The sequence below is a fragment of the Dyadobacter sp. genome, from assembly GCF_051859145.1.
Taxonomy (GTDB): Bacteria; Bacteroidota; Bacteroidia; order Cytophagales; family Spirosomataceae; genus Dyadobacter.
This window is the reverse complement of record NZ_JBHYGF010000450.1, coordinates 1-3,123: the sequence shown is the minus strand read 5'-3', so window position 1 is coordinate 3,123 and position 3,123 is coordinate 1. Positions and strand designations below refer to the sequence as shown.

The following is a 3,123-nucleotide window of genomic DNA, read 5'->3' as shown; positions in this document are numbered from 1 at the left end:
GTTGATGTACTGAAGCCTCCCGTGGCTGGATTCATTGACTTGATTTCAAAGTATGTTCTGGGAGTTTTCGATTCGTAGCTTTTCTGCCAGAGCTGAACCTTTACGGGCACAATAGCGTGATTGTTATTTTGAGCTATGATCGCTGCATTGCCTTTTTGCAATTCTCTTCCTATGGTCAATGGGCTTGCACCTTAATTACCTGTTACATTGTCATTCCATATAATGCTCTAAGTGCAGCCATTGTATTTGTTCCAGCACCCGGATCGTAGTAAGATCCAGATGCTTCCATTATCTCCTCATAGCTTCTTCCATTTGACTGAGGCATTCCGCCTATATATTCTGTTGTACCCATTATTCGGTTTATTTCAAACATTTTCGAAATATATTTAAGAACGAGTACCAAATAATTGTTGTCAAATACCTGTATTAACCAAACAATTGTGTTTCATTCTAATCATTTTAGTTACAAAATTGAACCGACTTCCCTTCTGCCATGTCTCGGATTTGTTTTGCCGAGCAGTGGGTTTTAATGTAATCATCCGGCTTGTAAAACATTTTCTGTTCTGTGTCAAATACGAATACTTGTTTTTTTTCAATAATCCAAATGCTACTTCTAAAATTTTTGATGGTGAAGAGAAGACTGTATTTTCTTTTCGATATTTCCTTCCAGTTTTGTTTCATTTCATAGTTATAGAAATTAGGTCCTTCTTTCACAGAGTAATTGTAGTTACACACCTCACAACTTGAAAAGTTTACCTTATCAAAACAGTTTATTGTCCCATGGAATTTTTTTTGCCTTGTAAGAATTGCAAGCTCGATTGCAAAATTTTCATTGGGTATCAAGTACTCAACGAAATTTTTTGTTGAGTCATACTCAACGCCCCTTGGGCCGACTATGAAAGACAAAACAGGGATATACTTCAAGCTTAATGTTATTGAATATGCCATAATCTTAGATAGTTCATCAACTTTGATTAGTGATTCATACAATTCTTGCCTTGCAAGTTTTTTAGCATATTTGTTTAATCTCTTCTGGTCATAAGTCAAGACTTGTGCTGAAATATCTGCTGAAATGAGTAGTGCCATGAGTGTAATGATGTAGAGTTTCATCTAGTATTATTTTTTAAGTCTTATAATAAAGGTTGGAAATTGAAATGAATTAATTCGTCTCTGTACATCAAGTTTACCATTTGCCGGATCCATGTATTTCATGTTGAAATATGTCTTTGATCGTCGAGATTCATACGTATTTTGCCAAAGCTCAATGCTTACTGGGACAATAGCGTGATTATTATTCTGGGCGATGATCGCTGCATTGCCTTTTTGCAATTCACGTCCTACGGTTAATGGGCTCGCGCCTAAGGAACCAGTAACATTATCAACTCCATATAGCGCTTTTAGTGCAGCCATGGTATTTGTTCCCGCACTAGGATCGTAGTAAGAACCAAATGCCGCCATAATCTCTTCATAACTTCTGTGACTAGCCTGAGGCAATCCCTCCAAATATTCGGTCGCGCAGATTAGACAATCATAACTAGCTCGTTGATGTAGACCTTCACTAGATGCACCTTCAAGGTTATACTGCGCCAGCATCGTGCGTTTCGGCTTCTCAATAGTATATGTGTAAGCCGCACTCACATTCCAGTCAAATCCGCCCTTTTGGCTCCAACCAATGCCTGCGCTGCCGTTGAAATTGTTAACAGTTCCACCATAGCTAAGACCTGCATTCCAGCCGCTATTCGTTCCGTATCCCACGCCGAAACTGAGTCCTGCATAACGATAGCCGTATCCAGCAAACCAGCCAGAGGAACCGTACCCCCCGTAAAGGCCGAATGCTGAGCCTTGCACTGACCAGTAGCCGCTTTGACTCTTGAAATTATATCCGCCAGTTACCGAAGCGCTTAGTACACCAGGCACACCAACACCAATTTCCAAACCAAGACTAAATCCGCCTTTACCGAAACCAATTTGTGGAATTATGAAGAATGCCTCCCCACTCGGATCCGTATACTTCAAAGGATTATTCATCACATAACTATACCGATTATAACCTTGCGTCGAATACAGGTCCTGCACATAATTATCGACACTCAAAACCCTCCCCACTAGCGGGTCATACATCCGCCCATTCATGTTGATCAGATTGAAATTCGTCAAATGTTCGTGGCCCGTAAAGCCCCGGTACAGATAGCTGGTTGGCGCAGGCACATTGACAAAATCCCAGCTGGCCGGGTTACGCAACCTGCCCCAGGCGTCGAAGTTCTGGTCAAGGATGACAGCCCCATTGGGGGCTGTCAATGTCAGCAGGGATCCCAGGTGATCGGTGTAGGTGTAATAGAATTGATCGGCTCCGTTTTCCCGGATTACGATGGCAATCAATCCGGCCGGGGAACTGATGTAATGCAGGTGCTTGTCGGCAACACCGGGTGTTACATCCTTTTCATAAGGACCGAAATAATAGTGGGTGTTGATCAGCGCAGCATTCTTTTTCATGACCCCTTTCAGCCTCTGGTAATCGGCGCCGTAGGTGTAAGTCAGTTCGTAGGGCTGTCCTGAGCCATTTTCGATCAGTTTTTCAGGCTGGTTGAATGCCGTGTAGGTAATTTCCTGCGTCAGTAGCGGTATCGCTGTTGTCGGCGAGGTTACGCCGGTCAGTGCATTGGATTTTGTGGGATGGTAGCTGAATGTCAGTCCGGCATCGCTTTTGGAGCTGATGTTGCCCGATGGCTGGTAGGTGGTCGTCTGTGCAGCTTTGCCTAAGACCGTCGCGGTCAGCAGGCGATTCAGGTTATCATAGGTGAAGCTTTCTTCTTTGTTTTTAATGTAATCCTTTCGTTTATCGAGGTTGCCTTTTGCGTAATCCCAGATCAGTTCCAGGTTTTGAACGCCTGCCGTGGTGAGCTGTTTGGGGATTCCGTACTGGTAAGTGATCGTTGAAGATTTGCCGTTACCCAATGCATAGCCGGTATTTTGTCCCAGACCATTCATGTTTGTATTCGTGTAAAGGGTTACCGAGCTATTGCTGTTTTTGATGGTAGTCTGGTATCCGTTTGCATCATATCCATGAATGGTTCCGAAACCCGACGGGTAAAGTACCGAGGTGACGTCACCATAGCTGTTGTA

At 43.3% G+C, this 3,123-nt stretch carries 3 protein-coding genes; all 3 read right to left on the bottom strand.

Annotated elements, in window-relative coordinates; translation table 11 throughout:
• Positions 1 to 202 precede the first annotated feature (202 nt).
• Positions 203 to 373 carry a hypothetical protein gene (locus ACTIE6_RS21650; protein ID WP_439558616.1) on the bottom strand — a complete coding sequence of 57 codons (171 nt, stop codon included), beginning with the start codon at positions 371 to 373 and terminating at the stop codon, positions 203 to 205.
• An 86-nt stretch (positions 374 to 459) separates the two neighbouring features.
• On the bottom strand, positions 460 to 1,110 hold the full coding sequence (locus ACTIE6_RS21645; RefSeq protein ID WP_439558615.1) for a hypothetical protein: 651 nt from the start codon (positions 1,108 to 1,110) through the stop codon (positions 460 to 462).
• A gap of 6 nt (positions 1,111 to 1,116) precedes the next feature.
• Positions 1,117 to 3,123, bottom strand: a 2,007-nt coding sequence (locus ACTIE6_RS21640; protein WP_439558614.1) for an RHS repeat-associated core domain-containing protein, incomplete at its 5' end; no start/stop codon positions are given.

What these genes read in the sequence shown, in the direction of transcription:
- ACTIE6_RS21650 (WP_439558616.1), bottom strand. Translation starts at nt 373, where the DNA reads ATGTTTGAAATAAACCGAATAATGGGTACAACAGAATATATAGGCGGA.
- ACTIE6_RS21645 (WP_439558615.1), bottom strand. Translation starts at nt 1,110, where the DNA reads ATGAAACTCTACATCATTACACTCATGGCACTACTCATTTCAGCAGAT.